Origin of the sequence: Sporosarcina highlanderae, assembly GCF_030433715.1 — a bacterium.
GTDB lineage: Bacteria > Bacillota > Bacilli > Bacillales_A > Planococcaceae > Sporosarcina > Sporosarcina highlanderae.
In genome coordinates this window covers 227,547-249,882 of record NZ_JAROCC010000001.1, presented here as the reverse complement: position 1 = coordinate 249,882, position 22,336 = coordinate 227,547, and the positions used below count along the sequence as shown (strand labels likewise).

25 protein-coding genes are annotated in these 22,336 nt (G+C 44.7%); 15 read left to right on the top strand and 10 right to left on the bottom strand.

Translation table 11 applies throughout. The annotated features are described in order from the left end of the window. Window positions 1-64 precede the first annotated feature (64 nt). Together P5G49_RS01080 and P5G49_RS01075 are read left to right on the top strand one after the other, a co-directional pair. A complete protein-coding gene (locus tag P5G49_RS01080) occupies window positions 65-1,255 on the top strand; it encodes a glycine C-acetyltransferase (protein ID WP_301241615.1) in 1,191 nt (396 codons plus the stop codon). Window positions 1,256-1,353: 98 nt separating this feature from the next. Further along, window positions 1,354-1,671 (top strand): DUF6958 family protein, encoded by a 318-nt coding sequence (locus P5G49_RS01075; RefSeq protein WP_301241614.1) that lies wholly within the window; start codon window positions 1,354-1,356, stop codon window positions 1,669-1,671. Between the two features lie 59 nt (window positions 1,672-1,730). Here P5G49_RS01075 and P5G49_RS01070 read toward each other — a convergent pair whose 3' ends face one another. After that, entirely contained in the window at window positions 1,731-2,387 is a 657-nt protein-coding gene (locus tag P5G49_RS01070; protein WP_301241613.1) for a hypothetical protein, read from the bottom strand. A 191-nt stretch (window positions 2,388-2,578) separates the two neighbouring features. Between P5G49_RS01070 and P5G49_RS01065 the strand changes: the two genes are divergently transcribed. Then, window positions 2,579-3,523: an L-threonine 3-dehydrogenase gene (locus tag P5G49_RS01065; RefSeq protein WP_301241612.1), complete on the top strand. Its 945-nt coding sequence runs from the start codon at window positions 2,579-2,581 to the stop codon at window positions 3,521-3,523. A gap of 53 nt (window positions 3,524-3,576) precedes the next feature. On the opposite strand, the gene P5G49_RS01060 is transcribed toward P5G49_RS01065, so the two are convergent. From P5G49_RS01060 to thiD, 4 genes are all read right to left on the bottom strand, one after another. After that, window positions 3,577-4,929, bottom strand: a complete 1,353-nt coding sequence (locus tag P5G49_RS01060) for a YjiH family protein (protein WP_301241611.1) — start codon at window positions 4,927-4,929, stop codon at window positions 3,577-3,579. A 159-nt stretch (window positions 4,930-5,088) separates the two neighbouring features. Then, entirely contained in the window at window positions 5,089-5,772 is a 684-nt protein-coding gene (gene bshB2, locus P5G49_RS01055) for a bacillithiol biosynthesis deacetylase BshB2 (protein ID WP_301241610.1), read from the bottom strand. A gap of 42 nt (window positions 5,773-5,814) precedes the next feature. After that, window positions 5,815-6,165, bottom strand: a complete 351-nt coding sequence (locus P5G49_RS01050) for a YojF family protein (RefSeq protein ID WP_301241609.1) — start codon at window positions 6,163-6,165, stop codon at window positions 5,815-5,817. Between the two features lie 129 nt (window positions 6,166-6,294). Further along, the gene (gene thiD / locus P5G49_RS01045; protein ID WP_301241608.1) at window positions 6,295-7,128 is read right to left on the bottom strand and encodes a bifunctional hydroxymethylpyrimidine kinase/phosphomethylpyrimidine kinase; all 834 of its coding nucleotides are present in this window, start codon (window positions 7,126-7,128) and stop codon (window positions 6,295-6,297) included. Between the two features lie 220 nt (window positions 7,129-7,348). Between thiD and P5G49_RS01040 the strand changes: the two genes are divergently transcribed. From P5G49_RS01040 to P5G49_RS01015, 6 genes are all read left to right on the top strand, one after another. After that, complete coding sequence (locus tag P5G49_RS01040; RefSeq protein WP_301241607.1) at window positions 7,349-8,131, top strand: DUF4230 domain-containing protein; 783 nt, start codon at window positions 7,349-7,351, stop codon at window positions 8,129-8,131. A gap of 5 nt (window positions 8,132-8,136) precedes the next feature. Continuing rightward, a complete protein-coding gene (locus P5G49_RS01035; RefSeq protein WP_301241606.1) occupies window positions 8,137-8,823 on the top strand; it encodes a uracil-DNA glycosylase in 687 nt (228 codons plus the stop codon). A 44-nt stretch (window positions 8,824-8,867) separates the two neighbouring features. Further along, entirely contained in the window at window positions 8,868-9,044 is a 177-nt protein-coding gene (locus tag P5G49_RS01030) for a uracil-DNA glycosylase (RefSeq protein WP_301241605.1), read from the top strand. Next, window positions 9,041-9,307, top strand: coding sequence for a YwdI family protein (locus P5G49_RS01025; RefSeq protein WP_301241604.1), 267 nt, complete (start codon window positions 9,041-9,043; stop codon window positions 9,305-9,307). The genes P5G49_RS01030 and P5G49_RS01025 overlap by 4 nt, the downstream gene beginning before the upstream one ends. Window positions 9,308-9,375: 68 nt before the next feature. Beyond that, window positions 9,376-9,756, top strand: a complete 381-nt coding sequence (locus P5G49_RS01020; protein WP_301241603.1) for a DUF423 domain-containing protein — start codon at window positions 9,376-9,378, stop codon at window positions 9,754-9,756. 453 nt (window positions 9,757-10,209) lie between these two features. Continuing rightward, the gene (locus P5G49_RS01015) at window positions 10,210-11,271 is read left to right on the top strand and encodes a beta-carotene 15,15'-monooxygenase (protein ID WP_301241602.1); all 1,062 of its coding nucleotides are present in this window, start codon (window positions 10,210-10,212) and stop codon (window positions 11,269-11,271) included. An 18-nt stretch (window positions 11,272-11,289) separates the two neighbouring features. On the opposite strand, the gene P5G49_RS01010 is transcribed toward P5G49_RS01015, so the two are convergent. Both P5G49_RS01010 and hemQ read right to left on the bottom strand, forming a co-directional pair. Beyond that, window positions 11,290-11,688: a spore coat protein GerQ gene (locus tag P5G49_RS01010; RefSeq protein ID WP_301241601.1), complete on the bottom strand. Its 399-nt coding sequence runs from the start codon at window positions 11,686-11,688 to the stop codon at window positions 11,290-11,292. Window positions 11,689-12,077: 389 nt separating this feature from the next. After that, the gene (gene hemQ, locus P5G49_RS01005; RefSeq protein ID WP_301241600.1) at window positions 12,078-12,827 is read right to left on the bottom strand and encodes a hydrogen peroxide-dependent heme synthase; all 750 of its coding nucleotides are present in this window, start codon (window positions 12,825-12,827) and stop codon (window positions 12,078-12,080) included. Between the two features lie 185 nt (window positions 12,828-13,012). On the opposite strand from hemQ, the gene lipL reads away from it, so the two are divergent. Then, window positions 13,013-13,846, top strand: coding sequence for an octanoyl-[GcvH]:protein N-octanoyltransferase (lipL, locus tag P5G49_RS01000; RefSeq protein ID WP_301241599.1), 834 nt, complete (start codon window positions 13,013-13,015; stop codon window positions 13,844-13,846). Between the two features lie 161 nt (window positions 13,847-14,007). Here the strand turns inward: lipL and P5G49_RS00995 are convergent, their stop codons facing one another. After that, window positions 14,008-14,643, bottom strand: coding sequence for an RsfA family transcriptional regulator (locus P5G49_RS00995; protein WP_301241598.1), 636 nt, complete (start codon window positions 14,641-14,643; stop codon window positions 14,008-14,010). 195 nt (window positions 14,644-14,838) lie between these two features. On the opposite strand from P5G49_RS00995, the gene P5G49_RS00990 reads away from it, so the two are divergent. After that, on the top strand, window positions 14,839-16,137 hold the full coding sequence (locus tag P5G49_RS00990; protein ID WP_301241597.1) for an HD domain-containing protein: 1,299 nt from the start codon (window positions 14,839-14,841) through the stop codon (window positions 16,135-16,137). Window positions 16,138-16,153: 16 nt separating this feature from the next. Beyond that, the gene (locus tag P5G49_RS00985) at window positions 16,154-16,663 is read left to right on the top strand and encodes a YwgA family protein (protein ID WP_301241596.1); all 510 of its coding nucleotides are present in this window, start codon (window positions 16,154-16,156) and stop codon (window positions 16,661-16,663) included. 90 nt (window positions 16,664-16,753) lie between these two features. Here P5G49_RS00985 and P5G49_RS00980 read toward each other — a convergent pair whose 3' ends face one another. Then, a complete protein-coding gene (locus tag P5G49_RS00980) occupies window positions 16,754-16,942 on the bottom strand; it encodes a 2-hydroxymuconate tautomerase (protein WP_301241595.1) in 189 nt (62 codons plus the stop codon). A 68-nt stretch (window positions 16,943-17,010) separates the two neighbouring features. Here P5G49_RS00980 and P5G49_RS00975 point away from each other — a divergent pair, with 68 nt between their 5' ends. Then, window positions 17,011-17,541 carry a YwhD family protein gene (locus tag P5G49_RS00975; protein WP_301241594.1) on the top strand — a complete coding sequence of 177 codons (531 nt, stop codon included), beginning with the start codon at window positions 17,011-17,013 and terminating at the stop codon, window positions 17,539-17,541. A 264-nt stretch (window positions 17,542-17,805) separates the two neighbouring features. Here the strand turns inward: P5G49_RS00975 and P5G49_RS00970 are convergent, their stop codons facing one another. Further along, window positions 17,806-19,863: a transglycosylase domain-containing protein gene (locus tag P5G49_RS00970; RefSeq protein ID WP_301241593.1), complete on the bottom strand. Its 2,058-nt coding sequence runs from the start codon at window positions 19,861-19,863 to the stop codon at window positions 17,806-17,808. Between the two features lie 161 nt (window positions 19,864-20,024). Here P5G49_RS00970 and P5G49_RS00965 point away from each other — a divergent pair, with 161 nt between their 5' ends. Together P5G49_RS00965 and argS are read left to right on the top strand one after the other, a co-directional pair. Beyond that, window positions 20,025-20,450: a YwiB family protein gene (locus P5G49_RS00965; RefSeq protein WP_301241592.1), complete on the top strand. Its 426-nt coding sequence runs from the start codon at window positions 20,025-20,027 to the stop codon at window positions 20,448-20,450. Next, window positions 20,447-22,114: an arginine--tRNA ligase gene (argS, locus tag P5G49_RS00960; protein WP_301241591.1), complete on the top strand. Its 1,668-nt coding sequence runs from the start codon at window positions 20,447-20,449 to the stop codon at window positions 22,112-22,114. Before P5G49_RS00965 ends, argS begins: the two co-directional genes overlap by 4 nt. Window positions 22,115-22,336 lie beyond the last annotated feature (222 nt).

Below are 22,336 nucleotides of genomic sequence, written 5' to 3'. Positions count from 1 at the left end.
GTTCTGCGAGTTACGCCCTCATATGCTAAAATGGGGGCATAACCCGTTTGAAAGGAAGATCAATTTGTCAAAAGTCCTCGAATCATTTTTAAAAGAAAACTTGCAGGAATTACGCGACCAAGGCCTCTACAATGTTATCGACCCTGTGGAAGGTCCAAATGGCCCGATTATTAAGATCAAAGGGAAAGAATTGATCAATCTATCCTCGAACAACTACTTAGGTTTAGCAACTGACGAGGATTTGAAGAAGCTTGCTATTGCAGCTACAGAAAAATACGGTGTCGGCGCAGGTGCGGTACGAACAATTAATGGTACACTTGATATCCACGTTGAGCTTGAGAAGAAACTTGCGGAATTCAAAGGGACGGAAGCGGCAATCTCTTATCAATCAGGTTTCAACTGTAATATGGCGGCAATTTCCGCAGTTATGAATAAACAAGACGCCATTCTTTCTGATGAATTAAACCATGCATCAATCATTGATGGCTGCCGTCTATCTGGTGCGAAAATCATCCGAGTTAACCACCAGGATATGGACGACCTTCGTGCGAAAGCGAAAGAAGCGACCGAATCCGGCCAATACGGCAAGGTCATGTACATTACGGATGGTGTGTTCTCAATGGATGGCGATATTGCGAAGCTTCCTGAAATTGTGGAAATCGCAAAGGAATTTGATTTGATAACGTATGTTGACGATGCGCATGGATCCGGCGTGCTTGGTAAAGGAAAAGGAACGGTGAAGCATTTCGGACTTGAAAAGGAGATCGATTTCCAAATCGGTACATTGTCGAAGGCAATCGGAGTTGTCGGCGGTTATGTTGCTGGAACGCAGGAATTGATCGATTGGTTGAAAGTGCGCTCACGACCATTTTTATTCTCAACAGCAATGCCGGCTGGCGACGTTGCAGCGATTATGGGCGCATTGGATAAAATCATGGAGTCGACTGAGCTACATGATAAGTTATGGGAGAACGGCCATTACTTGAAGGAAGGCTTGAAAAAGTTAGGATTCAACATCGGCGTATCCGAAACTCCAATCACACCATGTATCATCGGTGAAGAGAAGCTGACACAGCAATTCTCGAAACGACTGATTGAAGAAGGCGTTTACGCAAAATCAATCGTTTTCCCGACGGTAGCAAAAGGCACTGGCCGCGTACGCAATATGCCGACTGCCGCTCACACGAAAGAAATGCTTGATGAAGCATTGACGATTTATGAAAAGGTTGGTAAGGAATTAGGCGTAATTTCATAATTAGAAAAAGATAACTGTTGTATCGGTGAAAGATTGCCGATACGACAGTTTTTTTTATTCTTTAACTAATGATTAAAATAGATCACAAAGGGTAATAGATGAATAGAAATAGATGCGGAAAGGTGAAGCGTATGCGATATAACGATAGCTTTGAACTTTTGCAATCGAACGGTAAAGCGGGTTCATCGATTGTGAAATTCAGATATGACAAGGTGAAAAAGGTGATTCTTACCATTACTCGTGAAGCCGGCATCATTTCATTTGAGGAACTTGTAAGCAGATCATTGGTGCGGTTAGCGACAATGGATGGGAATAATCAATGGTATATGGAAGCGGTTGTTACGGATCTTGAAGCACGAGGCCAGCTTGAATGTTCTTTGTTAGATGGTAAACTATTTGTGAGTACTGTCAGTTAAATATAGTAATAAAAGAAAACCCATTTTATAATGGGTTTTCTTTTATTAAGAGGGCAAATTCACTTCTCCTTCGTTGAAAAAACTCCTTCAGCCATCCGATTCAGCATATGATGCAGAACAAAACGCTGCATGCCGACTGCGCTCTTTGTTGCAAGCCTAACTTCGGTTTGGAATTGATCCTGCTTTTTTTGTTTCATGGCAATTATTGCCTTAAGAGAATGGACTATCCACGGAGTTCGGAGCTTCTGCAAATACTCGGAAGCCTTCCCCATATTATTACTCATTGTATAGCCGATTCCTGCATAATAATCCCGGTACGCAACATTCTCCATCGACTTGGAGAAATCAATCAACCCTCGCCAATTCTTTTGAAAAACTAATAAATTCGCTTTATAGATCTCTTGAACTTCCGCGTTAGCGTATGATTTCAGTATTTTATTGAGCTGGTTAATAATTTCCTCGTCCGTCCCATGGGCAAGTGCATGCGCATATCCGAAAATCGGCTTCGATCGATGATTGGTGAGATATTGGTCTATCAGTCTCAAACTTTTTGATTTGTAAATGATATAAAAAGGATACCCCATCGTAAAAACGAAAGTGAAGATCATGACCAGCGTGAAGACAAGCCACATCTGCAGGCCTGACAAGAATAAAACAAGAGCCAATAGGGCGCCCCCAACGATGACAAGGATAAAATTGACATATTTACTGAACATTGTACACCTCAACGTTTTTTCTTAAGTATAACAGAAAAGATAAAGGAAAAGATTAAGATTAACAAACCGTTATTGTGTTTTTGAGATGAACATAATATAATCTTTTTATATTGATTTTAAAGTGTTTAGATATTATATCGATAAAGAATGTCCTTTCCAATAATACAAATGATCATATGGAGGAGTATGAAATGAAAAAAATCATGGTGACTGGGGCGCTTGGGCAAATCGGTTCGGAATTGATTGCAAAGCTTCAGAAAGAATACGGTGAAAATAATGTTTTATCAACGGATATCCGCCAACCTCAATCGTCTGTTTCGGGACCGTTTGAAATCTTGGATGTAACAGATGGAAAGAAAATGCACGAAATTGCAAAGGATTTCGGTGCAGATACAATCATGCATATGGCTGCGCTTTTATCTGCAACAGCTGAAAAACAACCGTTATTTGCTTGGAATTTAAACATGGGCGGACTTGTGAATGCACTTGAAGTTGCACGCGAACTCAACATGCAGTTTTTCACCCCAAGCTCAATCGGCGCATTCGGTCCTTCAACTCCTAAGGCAAACACACCTCAAGACACATTACAGCGTCCGACGACAATGTATGGTGTCAATAAAGTCGCAGGTGAATTGCTTTGCGACTACTATTACACCCGATTCGGTGTCGACACCCGAGGCGTCCGCTTCCCTGGATTGATTTCCTACGTTGCGCAGCCGGGTGGGGGGACGACGGATTACGCTGTAGATATTTATTACAAAGCGATTGAGGAAGGGCAGTATACATCCTTTATCGCGGAAGGCACATACATGGACATGATGTATATGCCGGATGCATTGCAGGCAATCGTTGACTTGATGGAAGCTGATCCAGCAAAATTGGTGCACCGTAATGCGTTCAACGTGACTGCAATGAGCTTCGAACCAAGCGAAATCGCAGCGTCTATCCAAAAGCATATTCCTGACTTCACGATTTCCTATGAAGTCGATCCGGTCCGCCAGGCAATCGCTGATAGCTGGCCAGACAGTATCGACCCATCAGCAGCCGTAGCGGAATGGGGCTTTAAGACGAAATACGATCTGGATGCAATGACAGCGGATATGTTGGAGCAATTAAGGAAGAAATTGAATAAGTAAAATGAAAAGACCGTTAGTCCTTGTGGTGGACTAACGGTCTTTTAATGATTAAGTTAAAACAGCAGATGTGCTACACCTGCAACGATTGGCAGGGCGATCAGCGTACGTAATAGGAAAATGATGATTAAATCCAGGATATTGATAGGAATTTTCGTTCCTAAAATCAAACCACCGACCTCTGACATGTAAATCAGCTGGACCACCGAAATCGTCGCGATTGTGAACAATGTCATCTGGGACGTGATCATGCCATCGGCCAAGATGACAGGCAAGAACATATCCGCAAATCCAACGACCATCGTCTGCGCAGCTGCAGCCGCTTCAGGAATTCCAAGAATCGATAATATCGGTTCAAATGGCTTTCCTAAAAAAGTAAATACGCCTGTATATTCCGCTAACATAAGGGCGACCGTACCGAACGCCATAACGACTGGCGCAACACCAATCCACATGTCCAAAACATTACGCATCCCATCCGTGAAGATTCTTCCGATGGAACGGTTTTTCGATGCAGTATCCAAAGCATTTTCAAGGCCATGATTGATGACATTATAGCCTTCGGGAAGCTCCTCTTCGCCCCCGGTAAATTTCCGACCGTCAATATACTCCGTTTTCTTCCCTCTTAACGGATAAATACGCGGCATGATCAATGCCAAAATTACACCCGTCAAAAGAACTGTACCGTAAAACGGAAGGAAATAATTCGACATACCGACCGTGTCAATGATAACAAGTGAAAATGTAATGGAAACGACAGAGAAGGTTGTAGCGATAATCGATGCTTCCCTTTGTGTATAATGACCGTCCTCATACTGTTTGCTTGTCAGAAGAACGCCGATTGTACCATCACCAATCCATGAAGCAAGCGCGTCAATCGAAGAACGTCCAGGCAGTTTAAATAAAGGGCGCATGATCTTCACCATCATCGTTCCGAAAAACTCCAACAGACCGAAGTTCAATAATAATGGCAATAAAAGACCGGCGAATAAGAAAATCGTGAATAAGAATGAAACAAGGCCATCTGGCGCAAGAAGCAAGCCCCCAGTATTTTCACTCCAAATTGCTTCTGGACCGATTTTGAAAGTGACCATAATAGCGAAAACGGCACCAATGATACGGGTGATCGTCCAGAATGGCGTTACTTTGAATAAGCTTTCCATTAGCGTTGGTTTGGAACTGTTACGCGGGATGAATAAATAAATCAAAGATCCGATTGCCGCGATTAAAATAATAATCATTGCTGTCATTGGCATTGCCGGTTCCAGCCATCCCGATAGGATGTCAGCGAATTTTGCGATTGGAACTTTCCATTCTTCACCGAATTTTAATGGGATCATGAATAGGATGATGCCTAATATAGAAGGTATTAAAAAGTAGAGCCATGTGGATATACTATGTTTTTTCAATTCTTCGTCTCCCCTTATGAATAAATAACCGTATTAGTTGTATATTTATACATAGTAAATGTTTAAGTCTTATTTGTAAATATACCATAACAATGTTATATTTTTCAGTTTTTAATTCAACCGGCAAAAAAAGCTCCGAAGATTTCGGAGCTTTCAAGGTTATTCAAAATCATTATCCCAATTATAAGTGAAAAATCGTTCTGTATGCAGCCATTTCAGTGCATCCGGATCTTTTTCCGCCAAACGTTTTTCCATATCCCGCATCATCCAAACGGTTTGTGAGGCATGGGAATTCAGCGTATTGAGCTTTTTCTGAGCAACCGCTTCAACGTTGTGAATAATATCGGGTTCGCCTAAAACTTCGGCTGTATTATTCGCGAATGCGATTGTATACAGTTTTGGACGCTCGGATTCAGGTATTCTTCTAACCGCACGGACGACTGCGCGTCCCGTTGCATCATGGTCTGGATGGACGGAGAGTCCAGGGTAGAATGAAATGATCAAGGATGGAGTTGTATCTTCAATCAAATCAGTAACGAGCTGTATCATTTTTTCATCATCTTCAAACTCAATCGTCTTGTCACGTAAGCCCATCATCCGTAAATCGGTCAATCCCATTGATGCAGCCGCATTTTGCAGCTCCTTCTTTCGGATCTGTGGCAATGTTTCACGGTTCGCAAATGGCGGATTCCCAAGATTCCGTCCCATTTCACCAAGCGTCAGGCAAGCATAGGTGACGGGGACCCCCATCTCGATATACGTGGAAATAGTACCCGACACACCGAAAGCTTCGTCGTCCGGGTGCGGGAAAATGACAAGTACATGGCGTTCTTCTTTAATCATCGAAAAGCCTCCTGTTCGTTGCGATAAGAGCTAAATATGTGCTTAATATGTAAACGGTGTTTCGCTTATTTCGAGAGCAACCGCAAGCTTTCCATCGGGATCGAGTCCGCACATGAGAAGTCTGTCATGCTCGTCGACAGTATAATGTGTAATGCCTTGCGCGTAGATCCATCCTGAAGGAAGCTTCAATCCGACGCGATGCGGCGATTCGCCCGCCACTTTGCCAAGCTCATATTTGACAACGACATTCCGGATAAATGCACCCGCGTTGAAAAATCCTTCTTTGAAATGGGAAGCATACGCACCATTCGTCGTTTCCAAATGGATATAGACGTCTTTATTCGCATAGGAATCAAGCAATTCCTGTAAATGATCCGGTTTCACGATTTCCATTAATTCATCCTCCTTCATACAAAAATACGGATAGTTTTAGTATATAGAAAAGCTTAAGTGAATGCATAAAAAAGAGCTCTCCCCACAAAAAAGGTTAGAAGCATTACCTGCGCTTCTAACCTCCACCAATTAAATCTGGGTAGCTGTAATTTCCGTTGTACCTACACGGCTCGCCGCACCGTGCATAACCGGGCCGACGTATTCGTTCAACTTCCAACCATTTGCAATCGCAGCGGAAACGAATCTCTTCGCTTCGATGACTGCTTCGCGAACAGCGAGACCGTTTGCAAGGTTCGCTGTGATTGCAGCGGCGAACGTGCAACCTGCCCCATGATTGTAATGCGTTTCCGTCTTTTCTGCTTCCAATAAAGTGAACGTGTTACCGTCATAGAAAAGGTCCGCGGCTTTGTCATGTAGAAGCTGCTTTCCGCCTTTGATAACGACATTGCGCGCGCCTAACGAATGGATTTTTTCAGCAACCGACTTCATTTGCTCGATTGTAGACGGCGTTTTCATGCTTGCAAGTTGGCCAGCTTCGAACAGATTCGGTGTGACGATTTCCGCTTTCGGAAGCAAAAATTCCACCATCGCGTCTACTGTTCCCGGATTCAGAACCTCATCCTCGCCTTTACATACCATTACCGGGTCGATAACGACATGGTCAAGTCCGGATTCAGCAATTGCTTCACCGGCCGTTTTGATGACTTCCTCCGTGCTGAGCATTCCTGTTTTTATCGCATCAATTCCTGTCGATAGTGCTGTTTTGAGTTGCGCCTTCAAAACGTCGATTGGAAGTGAGTAAACTTCGTGGCTCCAATTATTATCAGGATCCATCGTCACAACGACTGTCAAAGCTGTCATGCCATACGTGCCGTGTTCCTGGAATGTTTTAAGGTCGGCTTGGATTCCCGCGCCACCTGATGTATCGGATCCTGCAATTGTAAGTGTCTTCTTCATAGTCATGGTTGGAATTCTCCTCCTGTTCGGTAACCTTCCCCTTTAATAGTAATCAAATAAAAGAAAAAATACAATTGTCGGAGATTGATGAATATCGTCGGATTTCTATCCAATTCCATTCATTCTATTGTTTACTTGGGAACTTTTCGATAGGCTATACGTACAACTTATTAATTGAAGGAATACGAAACTCATAGATACGTGTCGAAAGAAGGGGAGTGAGCGTATGGAAGATAAGAAGAAGCTGCAGGAGATTGAAAGGCTATTAAAGGAATTAAAAGCGTCCGAAAACGAAAGCGCGGTGACGGTGGAAGAGGCGTTTGGAAGGAAAACCAAAATGAAATCCAAGTCCAAATCCAGCGGTAATTTTTGGCGTGTGGTCAAAATGCTTTTATTCGGCTGGAAACGATCCCTCCTTTTAATCGCAGTCATTCTATTGCTTGCTGTTATCGCCGTACCTTTCGTCGCTTTCCATTTTCTAAAGCAAGGCAGCACTTTCACTGAACAGAAGGGCGTTTTCCTTGAACAAATAATGGATTTGAATGAAATGGCAACCGCCGAAGCGTATACGAAAGTCATCGTCGAGCGGCAGGACAACCAGTTGTTCGGTCAAAGTATCGGGATGAATTTGCCAGGAACAAAACGGCAGCTTCTTGTCGTCATTCCGGGGTCCGTTAAAGCCGGTATCGACATGTCCAAACTAACAGAAAAAGATGTAATTATAGATGAAAAGAATAAGACTGCGAAACTACTTCTGCCACCCGCAACCTTTTTAGGTGGTGCCGAAATCTATTTTGATGAAGTTGAAGTCTATTCGTATGAAGGGGTTTTCCGCACGAAGGCGAATATAGATGAAGCTTATGAACTCGCAGCAGAAGCGAAGACGCTTATTCTTGAGGAAGCAACTGGACAAGGCGTATTGAAAACTGCAGAATTTAATGCTGAAAAGACGTTGAAGGAAATGTTTTCATTCGCGGGATACGACGTGACAATCGAATTCAAGGAGTGAGAACCATGACAGTGGGAAGATTCGGCAACGATTGGGAAAAAATCCTATCGGAGGAATTTCAGAAACCGTATTACTTGCAGCTTCGCGATTTCATTAGAGAAGAATACACCAACCATAAAGTCTATCCGCAAATGGAAGATATGTGGACAGCTTTCAAGTTGACACCGTTCAAAGATGTGAAGGTCGTCATCTTAGGACAGGATCCTTACCATGGACCTAACCAAGCTCACGGACTCAGCTTCTCGGTCAAGCCCGGTGTCAAAATTCCACCAAGCCTCCGGAATATGTTCAAAGAATTGCAAAGTGATATCGGATGCGATGTTCCTCAATCGGGAACCCTAACAGGCTGGGCTGAACAAGGCGTGCTCATGCTCAACACAATCCTGACAGTGAGGGAAGGGGAGGCCCATTCGCACCGGAAAAGCGGATGGCATCTTTTCACCGATGAAGTCATTCGAAAATTATCCGACCGGAACGAAGCGGTTGTCTTCATCCTTTGGGGGCGACCGGCGCAGGAAAAAAAGAAGCTGATTGACGAGACCCGGAACGCCATCATCGAGTCCGTCCATCCAAGTCCGCTTAGTGCAAGTCGCGGGTTTTTCGGCAGCAGGCCGTACTCTAAAGCAAATCAGATCTTGGAACAGTGGAATGAAAAGCCGGTGGACTGGTGTATGACAGAAAGCAGGTTTTAACTCAGTAAAACGAGTGGTACAGTAAAGTGAAAGAGGTTGATCAAATGACGGGGAATTGTTTTCAATGCCAATACTTTTTTGTCACATGGGATCCGAAAAGCCCACGCGGCTGTAAAGCATACGGATTCAAAACGCGGGAACTCCCATCCGCCGTCGTCAAGCGATCATCTGGAATGGAATGTTTGAAATATGAACAAAAGAAAGGGGCAGCAAAACAATGATCACAACCGAACGAATCATTGAGGAAATGGAACACTATCTCAACAATGCAAAATCGGCAAAGGACGACCAAGCGATCCGCGAAGCATTGACAGCGGTAAGTGCCCTTTGTCAAGTCGTTTTGGGGGGCAAAAAAGAACGTCAAGAAGAGCCGATCATCACCCCACGAACAATGGCCATCTCCCATAAGCCGCTGATTTCTTCATTGGAAGGCAAGCCGTTAGACGAGGAAGACGCGAACGGCGGCTCAATCTTTGATTTTTAATTCAAAGCAAAAACAGCTATGATTAGGGATGGAGCAATTATTTTTACGGAAGAAAGTAGGAAAACAATATGCCATTTTTCATCATCGCTGGAGCGGTTAACGCGGCACTTGCTGTCGCATTGGGCGCATTCGGAGCACATGCGTTAAAAGAAAAACTATCCGAACACTATTTAGCTGTCTGGGAAACAGCCGTCCAGTATCAAATGTTTCACGCAATCGGCCTTCTCATTGTCGGCATCCTTATGAGCTCATCCCTTTTGGGCCCGTCCACTCAACTCACATGGTCAGGCTTCTTGCTATTAGCTGGCATCATCATCTTCTCCGGCAGTCTATACATCCTTAGCCTATCCGGCATCGGCATTTTAGGCGCCATCACCCCAATCGGCGGAGTCGCATTCATCGTCGGCTGGATCATGTTAATAGTTGCAACTCTTAAGTTCGGAAAATGATATTTTTTTTAAAAGAAGCGGTTTGAAGAGCATCAATTCTTCAAACCGTTTTTTGTTGAATCGCCCTCCGCGCTCATGAAGTTGATCCTCGCGCTCAAGAATCGCCCTCCGCGCTCAAGAAGTCCGTCCCCGCGCTCAAGAATCCCAATCCGCGCTCTAGAAGTCTGTTCCCGCGCTCAAGAATCGCCCTCCGCGCTCAAGAAGTCTGTTCCCGCGCTCAAGAATCCCAATCCGCGCTCAAGAATCGCCCTCCGCGCTCAAGAAGTCCGTCCCCGCGCTCAAGAATCGCCCTCCGCGCTCAAGAAGTCTGTTCCCGCGCTCAAGAATCGCAATCCGCACTCATGAAGTTGATCCTCCACGCTCAAGAACCATCCTCCATCTCCAATAAATTGTCAAAACCTTCCCGCATACACTCATCCATTTTTGATATCCTATAGAAAAGGGGGAAATTACATGGTCTTAACCCGTTCACGTTCAAAACAAGGCCTATTTGCTGGACCCTTGCTTGTAGTCCTTGTCAGCAACTATTTTGTCTATCGGCTGCCTGCAATCCCTGTACCGGAGAACGCACGTGCCGTCGTCATCGGCTCGCTACTGGACCTCGCCATCGTTGCGCCGCTGCTCATTTTAGCGCTAACAAAAAAGAAAGGTTTCAGCTTGAAGCGATTTATCACATTCATGGTAATGGGGCTAATCGCTGCGAAATTCATTATCCCGGCCGACTATTTTGAGCCGTTCAAATTCGTCCCATACGCAGCAATCGGAGTCGAAGGACTGATCATACTTGCTGAAATCGGGCTGGTTTTCCTGTTAGTCAAACATCTACCGGGGATAATTAAAGAAATAAAGAAGCATCAAACCGGCAGTCTATTCGCATTTCCCACACTCGTGAAAGAAAAGGTTTCATCCCATCCGCTGATTACAATTGTGGCGGCAGAATCACTCATGTTTTATTACGCATTCGCCACTTGGAAACGGAAACCTCCTGTAGGAGAAAACCTGTTTACATTACATCAAAAAACAAGTCTGCTTGCATTTAATATCATGCTCATCCACGCTATCGCAATCGAGACAATTGGCATCCATTGGTGGCTCCATGAAAAATCGATAATTTTATCCATCGTCCTACTCATCATAAATATTTACACAATCCTTTACTTCATTGCGGATATTCAAGTTGTCCGCCTTAATCCGTTAAAAATGAATGAAAATCATATGCAAGTATCCCTTAGTCTTGGGAAACGCATGGAAATTCCCTATGAAACCATTCAAAAAATCGATTGGGGACCCGATGCGGAACACTTTAATTTGAAATCAAAGGGATTGATCGAGTTCATCGCTCGTGATTTTGAAGAGGCAAAGCCGCATTGCATCATCCATTTCAATAAACCTTTGAAGGCTACTCTAATCCTTGGATTTGAAAAGGAAGTTAATGCGGCCGCAATACGTGTTGATGAACCGGAAATCTTCCAACATATGCTTGAAAATAAAAGAAGTCTTCCATTGCCTAAATAGGCAGGGGAAGACCTTTTTTCATTGAGTAAGCTGTTGATTAAAGTAGTTCAGTTCTTCATTAAACTCCGCATAGTCAAAATAAATCATTGGCATCAAATAGCGTTTGCCGCTCGCTGTGCTCAATATTACGTGATCACGCCCGGCCGCTTCAACAACTCCAGGGATTGCCAAAGTATTTTTTCCCGCTTCGATTGCATGTTCGAACGAGAAGTGAAAAATGCCAGGCTTGCCTCTATTCAGCCGAAGAATGTTCTCTATATACGATTGCTCGACAAAAGGCGGCCTTCCATTGTTTGGTAGTGTCACCTGCGGTGGAATTCCGGGCATTTGACTCGGCTGTTGAAACTGCGGTTGAAACTGTGGCTGAAACTGTGGAAATTGTTGCTGAAATCCGGGATTCAAGTAATATTGGACCATTTTTTCATCCTTTCAATTTTAAAATCGGATTAAACATGTGGACTGTGTAGTTTATTACTGCCACAGCATAACCCCCTCGGTAAACCATATGCTTCACAACTTTCAATCATGACCAATAAACTTTCCAATCCCTTCCACAGAAAGAGGATTATATTGAAATCGGAGGCTGCGCTGTAAATAGCGTAGTTTATGCGTGATTGTGAGCATTTATGGACTTTTCGATGTAATTATGCGTGTTTGTAAGGATTTATGAGCTTTTAAGCAGATTTATGCGTGTTTATGACGATTTATGGATTTTTCGTAACCTATGTATAGTAATTTCCTTTGATTGAAGCGGAAATCAACATTATAAAAGGGAGCCCCATACTAAGCGGGCTCCCTTACTTTAATCAAATATTAAAAAACGCAGCTTTCTTATCTCCGTCCAACATCGTCCCGATAAAGAATGATCCGAACACGCCATAACGCGCACTCACTTCATCAAAACGCATCTCATAGACCAACTTCTTGAACTGAAGCACATCATCCGAAAACAGCGTAACGCCCCATTCGAAATCATCAAAACCGACAGAACCGGAAATGATCTGCTTCACTTTTCCAGCATACCCGCGTCCAATCATCCCATGGCTGCGCATCAATTCCTTACGCTTATCCATGCTGAGCATATACCAATTGTCCTCGCCATCACGCTTCTTGTCCATCGGATAGAAGCAGACATACTGGCTGCGTGGCAACTCTGGGTACAAACGGCCGCGCACATACGGATTCTGGTACGGATCCTCAGTCGACTCGCCAGCAAGATAATTGGAGAGCTCAACAACTGATACATATGAATACGCTGGAATCGTATAGTCCGCAATCGTCAATTTATTGAATTCCGCCTCAAGCTCCTGCAATTCGTCAACCGTTGGACGTAGCGTCATCAACATGAAATCGGCTTTCTGCCCAACAACTGTGTAAAATGCATGGCTGCCGGTTTTATTATCATCGGCTTGTTGTAATTTATCCAAAAAAGCGATGAATTCATCAACCGCTTCCTGACGTTCCTCTTTCGAAATCAACTTCCAAGATGCCCAATCCATCGTGCGGAAATCATGTAACACATACCATCCGTCGAGTGTAATCGCTGCTTCGTTCATATAAATTCAAACTCCTTTTATACGTTGATTTACTTCTACCCATAGTCTAACATAACAAATTCAAAAACTCATTCAGAGCCGTCGACTTCACATAATTGACAAGAAGTGAATAACTCTGTCCCTTGGTCATGATCTGGTGTATGCTTATAGCGGAAAAAATGATCGAACTACCGGGAGATAATGAAATGTTCAATTTACAATTACCTAAATGGCGCTTCATCGACGAATCGATGATTGCAATAAATCGCTCCGCCCTTGAATCTTTCGCAATGGATGACACGCTCTGCCATCTTGTCGGCCAGAAAATGACCGTGCCGACCGTCCGTACATGGGTGCACAACGACACAATTGTCTTAGGCATCCAGGACCACCGATTGCCGCATATTGAAGAAGCATTACCGGCGTTACACGATACAGGCTATAAATCAATTGTCCGGAATTCCGGCGGACTTGCTGTCGTTCTTGACGAAGGTGTGCTCAATATTTCAATCATTCTATCCGAGCAGGACGGTTCCATCGATATTCCGGAAGGTTATGAATCAATGCTCACCTTTGTTCGCATGCTGTTTCCGGAAGTAGCGGAGCAAATAGAAGCCTATGAAATTGTCGGTTCCTACTGTCCAGGCACGTATGACTTAAGCATCGGCGGTCGCAAGTTCGCGGGGATATCTCAAAGAAGGCTACGGCAAGGTGTTGCGATCCAAGTGTACTTATGCGTTGAAGGCAGCGGTGCCGAACGTGCGGAACTCATCCGCGAGTTATACGAAAAAGGTTTGCAAGGGGAGCAGACGAAATTCGCCTATCCGACGATCCGTCCCGAAGTGATGGCTTCACTATCAGAACTAATAGGTGAACCGATTACAGTTAGCGACGTCAACATCCGCGTCCAATTACTACTGCGGGCACTTTCAACAGAAGAAGTCCAAATGACCGGTCTCACACCTGAAGAAATGGAACTCTATCTGTTCTACTTGAACCGCGTCGTCGAACGGAATCAAAAAATGCTTGCAAGAGGCTAAAAACGCATAAATCATGCTAAAAACGCATAAACGCTCAGAATCACGCATAAATCGCGCCAGACACGCATAAACCCGCAGAATCACGCATAAACTCGCGAAAGCAAGCATAAACTCACACAATCACGCATAAACGCCGCTCCCCAAAACAAAAAACCGCCAGATCAATGATTGATCGGCGGTTCTTTTGATACGAGATTGCCGTTACGCTCCATCGTAAACACCGGAGCTGTGCGCTCGGATTCATCATCCAACGTAACGAGTCTACGGGCACGGTTCATAATCTGCACAAACTGTTCGTAATCGTTTCGCAAGGTTTTATTCTCCAATTGAAGCTTTTCAATCTCTTTTTGCAAAGACTCAACTTTCTCATTTGCGATTTTGGCAGTCTGCTTCCATCTAAGTGATTCAGAGTCGCCTCCGCCGCTGTGATGTAAACGGATCAAATAGGCAATGACAGTATCAAGCGATAATGCGGAAAGTGGGACAGGTGTCCGCTCTTCCTGTTCATCCCCTGACAAAGGGCTATATAGCTGTTGGCTGCGTCGCTTGAAATCTGCACCCAACACTCGCATTGCCTGTTTCCGTTCCTTTTTCGCCTCAGCCAATTCTTTCTCGTAATCGCGGCGAACGACTGCGTTCCATCTAAATCCGCAAGCGGCTGCGGTCCTATTAAGGGCATCGCCCACTTCTTCGAAAGCGCTTAGCTGTGTACTACCTTCCCTGACGTGTTTCAACACCGTCTCAGCTAATAAAATATCATTTTCCTCGAGCCAAGCATCCTGTCTAACTTTCACCATCTCCTTGCCTCCTACCATGTTCATAGTCTCTTTCTTACGGTCAGTGTGGACAGTGTTGAATCCTTTTATTCATTCAAACTGGAACACTTTCCAAAAAATATAACGTTAATCTTAAAAAAACGTCCTTTTCTCATCTTCCACCTAATCGATTTTTGATATACTTAAGAAAATGGATCGTTGGAGGTGGATGAATAAGTGGACTATAAACACGAAAAGCTTTTCGAAGAGAAAGTATTCAAGGATCCGGTCCACCGGTATATCCATGTGCGCGACAAAGTCATCTGGGATGTCATCGGCACACGCGAATTTCAGCGGCTTCGCAGGATCCGGCAGCTTGGGACGACCTATCTTGTTTTCCATGGAGCTGAGCACAGCCGTTTTCAACACTCGCTTGGCGTCTATGAAATTGTTAGGCGAATCATTGATGATGGGTTCAGTGGACAAAAAGAATGGAATGGTGAAGAGCGTTTGCTGACTCTTTGCGCTGCCTTGTTGCATGACCTTGGACACGGCCCGTTTTCCCATGCGTTTGAGAAGGTATTCGCGCTTGACCATGAAAAATTCACGCAGGACATCCTGACAGGGGACACTGAGGTGAATAAAGTGCTTCGCCGCGTCTCTCCGGATTTTCCGCAAAAAATTGCGGATGTTATTGGAAAGACTTATCCGGACAAGCTTGTCGTCAGCCTCATTTCAAGTCAAATTGACGCGGATCGAATGGATTATTTGCAACGGGACGCCTATTACACTGGCGTTTCTTACGGCCATTTCGATATGGAACGGATTTTGCGCGTCATGCGTCCAGCCGAGGAACAGGTCGTTATCAAGTTTAGTGGAATGCACGCGGTGGAAGACTATATAATGAGCCGCTACCAAATGTATTGGCAAGTCTACTTCCACCCGGTTTCGCGAAGTGCGGAAGTCATTTTGATGAAAATTCTGCATCGCGCAAGACATCTACATAATAGCGGCTACAAGTTTACTTACGAGCCTGTCCAATTCACATCATTTTTTGACCGGACATTCGGACTCAAGGAGTACATATCGTTGGATGAAGGTGTGCTGATGACCTATTTCCAATGGTGGCGCAATGAAAAAGATGAAGTCTTGGCGGATCTATGCGATCGCTTCCTGAATCGCCGTCTATTCCAATACGCTGAATTCGATCCAGCGACGGAATACCGTAAAATCGGCGAACTTGAGAAGTTATTCAAAGAAGCCGGGATTGACCCGGAATATTACCTTGTAACTGATTCATCCTCGGACTTGCCGTATGATTTCTATCGACCAGGCGAAGAGAATGAACGCGTGCCGATTTACTTGCAGATGCCAAGCGGGGAGCTTCGTGAGCTTTCCCGATCATCGGAAATCGTCGATGCAATATCAGGTAAACGAAGAACTGACCATAAAATTTATTTTCCTGAGGATCTATTAGCTGCAAAAAGGGATGAAAATCCTTTGTACGATAAAATTTTAAGGATGTTAAAAGGGTAGGAAGGAGTGGAGTGGCTTGTTGCAAGAACATGCCAAGATTGTGCAATTCATTGCGTTGGCGAATGAAGTGAATGGGCGGAAAAAACTGCAAAAGATGATCTACATCGCGAAAAAGATGGATTTCCCTTTCGCAGAAAAATATGAGTTGCATATGTATGGACCATATTCGGAGGAATTGACGCTTCGTGTCGAGGAGCTTTGTGAAATGGGCTTCTTGGCGGAGCGCTGTGAAGATAAAGGCTCTTACGTCCAATATAGCTACAATGTGACCGAAGAAGGGGAGCGTTTCGTCGAGATGGCGGAATCGCCGCATGCAAGATTAAGCGATCTCCTCAGCAGACTCAACGGGAAAAGTTCAAGATTCCTTGAATTGGTCTCCACCTTGCTCTATTTCGATTACCTGCCAAAGGACGAACAAATCGCCAAAGTGCATATCGTGAAAAATAAATTAAACTTCAGCGAAGACGAAATGAACGACGCTTTTGCATTCATCGCAGAACTCCCGACGTGTTCGACTGTCTCGTGACATGGAATCCCCTTATTGTTAGGGGATTTTTTTATTGGAGTTAAACCAACAAAAAAACGATGTGAGAATCAAGTTCTCGCATCGCTTCTATCATTCTACATCGCTTAACCGTTTGCCACCCATTGCATAATGGTTCTTCGGCATTTCCTCGATGAAAACAACGACCTTTTCAGTGGCAACGCCTGTCGTTTCAGCTACAACTGCCGTCACTTTTTCGCAAAGATCACGCTTTTGTTCCTCCGTACGGCCTTCTAACATTTTCACAGTTACATATGGCATACTATTTCCCCCTTTCGCCCAAACTTGGGTATAGTGTATATAATAGCAGAATGGGAGGGGTTATAGAAATGACGAATGAGCAGAAACCAAAACAGAAAATAGGATTTACCATCATAAAAAACGATCCAACCGATGGACATAAAGGATTCGGTATCGGATCATTGTCACTCGAAAACGTCTCACCGGTGATCGTCGACATCGAGGAAGGGGAAGCCCGCATCGAAATCGGTGCGATGCATGCTCGCAGCGACACGGAGCGTGGTGTCAAATTTACAACAAACCGCGAGGATTCGGAAGGCGGCAAACCATACTGGCTCGTCTGGGTCACAATTGACTTCAAGGAAGAAGGACCCTATTATGCCGGCGTTACTGCTTGTGAAATGGTTATTAACAAAGAGAAACGCAGAGGCTATAAATTGCTTGCCGATCACGTGAATCGAATGGATAAGTCAATGAAACGGCAAATCCTTGTCGATTTTATGGATGACAAATCGAAAAAGATTTTGGCGGATTTCTTATCATCTCATAATAAAGAGATGTGGGACCGAAGCGAGCCGAAATTACACATCGATTTAGGTGTTGAATCACCCAAATTATGAACAAACTGTGAAAGTTTAACTGTACACCATCATCTGAGGTTGAATGTCCGCCGAAAAGGAAGTACACTGAAACTACAGCTTGCACTTGTAAGCTAGGACAACCGAAGCATGTGAATTCTGTCAAATGCTGGTTCATTACCAACCCAAGCAATGTTCCATCATAAGATAGACCACATTGACGGTAAAAAAGCTTTGCCATCCGATGAACTTCGGAAGGCGAAGCTTTTTTGATTGTCGAGAATTCCCACGGTTTATTCCCACGGTTTATTCAAAAAACGAAAACGGAAACAGCTCAAATGTCCCTGACTCAGGGTCCTCGCCGTTATTTTGCTCCCTCAAGTTCTTATCCGTGCAAAGCTTTTGAGGCATATCTTTTTCCTTCAAATACATAAGCCGCTGCTTCGGGCATTCGTTGACGGCGATTCCGCCGGTTTCAATATCGACCTTAATGCTGCTCACGCCTTTCGGTGGGATGAACGGCTCGGGTGCTTTGCCGGCGTGGACTGTTTCCATGAAGTCGATCCAAATTTTCTTTGAAGCGGCCTTATCCTGTAAGTCCGTCAGTTGTTGCCCGACATCATACCCGGTCCAGATACCCGCGGTTAGTGACGGTGTGAACCCGATAAGATACTGGTCTGAAATGGTAGTTCCCGATTTTGCAGCGTATGGCCTGCTTTGCTTGGAACGCATCGATAGTCCGGTTGAAACGGAATAATCATTGAAAACAGGGTCGAACATGCCTGTCAATAAATGGGTAAGCACAAATGCATCCTGTTCAGTGATGGATCGTTTTGTACTTTTCTTCGGTTGTTCGTAAACCGTTTTACCTTCTGCGTCCGTAATGGATAAAATCGTCGTAGGTTCGACCTGCAATCCGCCCGATGCAATCCTGTTATATGCGTTGGTCATCTCTAACAATGAAACCTCTGATGTCCCTAACGCAACGGCCGGGGACTCCTGGAACTTGACGTTAAGCCCTAACCGTTCCGCCATTTTATTGAATTTCTTATAGCCGATGTCCTCAAGCGTTTTCACTGCGTATATATTATCCGAGATGGCAAGCGCCTGCGCCAAGGAAATCGGATGGCCCGCGAACTTTCCGTTAATATTTTTAGGTTCATACGTGGCGCGCCCATCATCGTAGGTAAAAACCGTCCGCTCCGTCGACTTGAACGTCAACGGGTTGTATCCTTCCTCAAGCGCAGCCGCGTATAAAATCGGCTTCATCGCAGAACCAGGCTGCCGTTTCGCTTGCGTCACCCGGTTAAAAGGACTTTCCGAATAATTCACACCGCCGACAAGCGACGTAATAGCACCTGTCTCAGGTTCAATCGATATGAAGCCAACTTGAAGCTCGCCATCCGGCATCCATTTTTTGATGTATTCCTCAGCTGACTTCTGATGATGCTGGTCAAGCGTTGTCCGGATTGTCCAACCACCCTCCGCAGGGTATCGTCCTTTTTTGCTCAAAATCCGCTCCGCTTCCCGCCACACCTCATCGAGGAAGTAAGGGGCTACTCGTTTCATATCAGCCCAGTCGTCCGTTTTCAGCGTGACTGCCATATCAGCTGCACGATCCCTTTGCTGCTCTGTGATGAACCCCTGACTCTCCATAAGTGAAAGGATCAGCAATTGCCGTTCCCTTGAACGCTCCGGGTAATCCCGTGGGGAGTAAATCGAAGGGCCTTTCGCAATCGCCGTAATGACGGCCGATTCCTCAAGCGTCAAATCCTTCGCAGACTTCGCGAAATAATACCTGCTTGCAGCCTCGACGCCATACATCCCATGCCCAAAATAGACCGTATTCAAATAGCCTTCCAAAATAACATCTTTCTCGTAAAAAGTCTCCATCCGGTACGCATACAATGCCTCTTTTATTTTCCGGGTCCAAGACTTTTCAAATGTTAAAAATAAATTACGGGCATACTGTTGGGTAATGGAGCTCGCGCCTTCCGCTTTTCGCATCGTTTTAATATCTTTCAAAAGCGCTCCGGCAATCCGTTTATAATCAAATCCGTTATGGCTATAAAAATTCCTGTCTTCAGTTGCGATTACCGCATCGATCAAAAACGGGGAAATCTCATCAAGGTCGACCCAATATCGACGTTCTTCAGAAAATTTATCGCCAATCTGATGTCCGTTCTTATCAAGGAACACACTTGCCTTCGGGACGCTTAAAGAAGGAGCGCCTGTAATTTGAGCATATAGACGAAGGCATAGAAACATAGTGAAAAACGCCGTCACCGCTGTAATTATGAGCATGGTAAAACGTCGTAAAAAAACGCGTCTCTTTCTCTTTTTAATATAGTCTACTCGTTTCATGCAATCCCTTCTCCCGCCGTTCTTTCCAGTCAGTATGCAACAGGAGGAAGAAGATTAAACTGAAAAAACGAGGGAAAATGATTAAATCATCATCTATTGGAATAATAGACAAAAAAACGATATAATGGATTGATATTTTGAACCTTAAGGGCGGTGCACGTGTGAAATCAAATAAAGAAGGACGAACTGTGGATGTCTTGCTCCAATCTTCCATCAGGCACGATGGCCAAACTACGGATAACCATGAATTGACAGCTTCAGGGGTATTGATTGAAAAAGCAGGGAAAACTTATTTGCAATTTGAAGAGAAGTTGAACGGCCAACAGGTAAGGACGACTGTCAAATTGGATGAACCGGATGCTTTGATCATGAGAACAGGCGCTGTTCAAATGCGTCTGCCTTTCACTGCTTGCGAAATACGGCCGGGTACATATGGCGCGGGTCCAGCGACGTTTGACTTGTTAGTGAAAACGACGAAACTCGAAGTGACGGAAAATAGATTCACGGCACATTACGAATTGCATACGGAAGACGCACTTCTTGGCATACATGAAATGACGATTTACTACACGGAGGGAAACAAATGAACGCAGTTGAAAAGATCCAACATGAAATCAAAGAAGCATTTCGCGAGGCAGTAATTACTTCAGGCATGGCAGAAAGCACTGAAATGCCGGACATTATCCTCGAAACACCTAAGAATAAGGAGAACGGGGACTACGCAACAAACATCGCGATGCAATTGACGAAAATCGCGAAAAAGCCGCCACGTGCCATTGCAGAAGCGCTTCTTGAGAAACTGGACGTGTCTAAAACGGCTATCGAATCGATAGAAATAGCTGGACCAGGATTCATCAACATTAAATTGAAAAGCGATACGTTGGGAGAGGTCATTACAGCAGTCCTTTCCCAAGCGGAAAACTACGGCCGATCCACTTACGGAAATAACGAGAAAGTGCAAGTAGAATTCGTCTCAGCAAATCCAACGGGTGACTTACATCTTGGACATGCACGCGGTGCATCAATCGGCGATTCATTGTGCAATATCCTTGATTTTGCAGGCTTCGATGTATCAAGGGAATACTACATCAATGACGCGGGCAATCAAGTGAATAATTTGGCCCTTTCAGTCGAGGCGCGATACTTCGAGGCTTTAGGTCTTGAAAAAGAAATGCCGGAAGACGGCTACCACGGCCAAGACATCATCGAAATCGGTAAGCAGCTTGCTGAGGAATTCGGAGATAAATACGTAAATATGTCCGAAAAGGAACGCCAGGAATTCTTCAGAGAGTACGGTCTTAATTTCGAATTGGCGAAATTGAAGCAGGACCTCGAGAATTTCCGCGTCCGATTCGATAACTGGTTCTCTGAAACATCCCTCTATACGGATGGGAAAATCGGCATCGCGCTCGATAAACTTCGTGCAAACGGACATGTATATGAAGAAGAAGGTGCAACATGGTTCCGTTCGACTGCGTTCGGAGATGATAAAGACCGCGTACTCATCAAAAACGACGGCTCATACACATACTTGACGCCGGATATCGCGTATCACGAAGACAAGCTTCGCCGCGGTTTCGATAAGCTCATCAACATCTGGGGCGCCGACCACCATGGCTATATCCCGCGTATGAAGGCGGCAATCGAGGCGTTGGGCTATGACCGCGACACACTTGAAGTGGAAGTTGCGCAAATGGTCCAGCTCTATAAGGACGGCGAAAAGTTCAAAATGAGCAAACGGACAGGAAAAGCTGTCACATTGCGCGAACTGGTCGAAGATGTCGGTTTGGACGCAGTCCGCTATTTCTTCGCGATGCGTTCAGGCGATTCACAAATGGATTTCGATCTCGACTTAGCCATTTCACAGTCAAATGAAAACCCTGTATACTACGCGCAATACGCGCATGCACGGATTTCATCGATCCTGCGCCAAGCGGATGAATCGAATCTTTCGGCTTCAACAGATCATTTGAATTTATTGCAATCCGAAAAGGAATCGTCATTATTAAAGAAAATCGGCGACTTCCCACGTGTAGTAAGCGACGCAGCAAGAATGCGCGCACCACACCGGATCACAATCTACATCCAAGAGTTAGCTGCGGAATTCCACAGCTTCTACAACGCAGAAAAAGTGCTTGATCCGGAAAACCGCGATCTATCCGAAGCACGTCTATCTCTAATAACAGCAACACGCACAACAATCGCAAATGCGCTGAAACTGATCGGCGTTTCCGCACCAGAAAGAATGTAACATCGAAAAAACTCCTCCGCAGAACATCCGCGGAGGAGTTTTTTTCCTAAACACGCATAAATCTCATCAAAAACGCATAAATCCCTCAAAATATGCATAAACCCTCAAATTCGCGCATAAATCCGTACAGATACGCATAAATGCAGAAATTCACGCATAAACGCCCGCATGCATTCAAAAGGCTCATAGCTTAGAAATCCCCATCCCTCGACAACCGAAAAA